The following is a 1,456-nucleotide window of genomic DNA, read 5'->3' as shown; positions in this document are numbered from 1 at the left end:
CCCCGGCGCGGCGCCGGGCCCCCCCCCCCCGCGCGGGGCGCGGCGCCGCCGCCGGGGGCCCCGCGCCCTCGTCCGTGCCACCGGTGGGACGGACGACGCGCCGGCAGGCCCGAAGGGGCGTCCGACGGTGGCCGGTGCCCCTTCGGACGGTGTGGTGCGGCTCAGCCGCGGCGGCCCCAGCCCGACATGCGGGTCTGGGCAGAATTCCTGGCAAAAGTGGTGATAACGGACGTGTTCACGGCATGACCCCCCGCTGGGTGTGGATGTGGTGGTGGATGGTTGCGACGAGGCCGCCGGTCGGCTCTGCCGGACCGGTCCGCTCCCCCGAGCGCTCGTCGTGACGACTCAGCATCCTCCCGGACGGGTGCGGCAGACTCCCACTGCTTTTTCGCCCGCCCCCGCCGGTGACCGGTCACCGGTCTCGGACACCCCTTCAGATTAGGGGTGGGCACTGACAATCCGGGCCCGGCAAGGGATCCCGGGATCCTGCCGCCGACCGGGGGCCCGCAGGGCTCCGGCGCGGGCGGCTACACTCGCCGCGATCCCGCCACGCACGAGGAGGGCGCCCATGCCGGCCCAGTCAGGACCCGGCCCGGTCGCGGTCGCCGTCGGCCGCCGCCCCGAGCCGGTGCACACCGTGGCCGTGTACGCCTTCGACGGCATGGCACCGTTCGAACTCGGCGTGGTGGTGGAGGTGTTCGGCCTCGCCCGGCCCGAGCTCGGGGATCTGCTGACCGCGCCCTGGTACGAGGTCAAGGTCTGCGCCGACCGGCCCGGCACCCCGCTGGAGGCGGTCGGCGGCTTCGCCCTCACGGCCCGGCACGGACTGGACGAACTGGCCGCCGCCGACACCGTGATGGTGGTGGCCGTGCCGAACGCCTTCGGCGGGCAGGTCTCCCCCGGCCTGCTCGACGCACTGCGCACCGCCCACGCCCGGGGCGCCCGGATCGTCTCGATCTGCTCCGGCGCCTTCGCCCTCGCCGCGGCGGGCCTGCTGGACGGCCTGCCGGCCACCACCCACTGGCGGTACGCCGAACTGCTCCAGCAGCGCCACCCGTTGATCCGGGTCGACCCGGACGTGCTGTACGTCGACAACGGGTCGGTGCTGACCAGCGCGGGCAGCGCGGCCGGCATCGACCTCTGCCTGCACCTGGTGCGGCGCGACCACGGCCCGCGGGTCGCCAACGCGGTGGCCCGGCGCTTCGTGGTGCCGCCGCACCGGGACGGCGGCCAGGCGCAGTTCATCGAGGCCGCGGTCCGGCCGGTGGCCGAGGAGGACGACGGGGTGGCCCGCTCGATGCAGTGGGCGCTGGACCGCCTCGCCGAACCGCTGACCGTGCCGCTGCTGGCCCGTACCGCCCGGATGTCCCAGCGGTCCTACCTGCGCCACTTCACGGCCCGCACCGGCACCAGCCCGATGCGCTGGGTCACCCCCCCGCCCATCGCCGCCCGCCAT

Annotated in this window: 1 protein-coding gene; it reads left to right on the top strand. The window is 75.8% G+C overall.

What is annotated here, in order from left to right:
* Positions 1 to 568 precede the first annotated feature (568 nt).
* Positions 569 to 1,456 (top strand): DJ-1/PfpI family protein (locus tag ACFV0G_RS29515; RefSeq protein ID WP_380554638.1); only part of this gene is annotated, 888 nt, incomplete at its 3' end.

Origin of the sequence: Kitasatospora sp. NPDC059571 (assembly GCF_042735675.1) — a bacterium.
Taxonomy (GTDB): domain Bacteria; phylum Actinomycetota; class Actinomycetes; order Streptomycetales; family Streptomycetaceae; genus Kitasatospora.
This window is presented reverse-complemented; position numbering and strand designations above follow the sequence as displayed.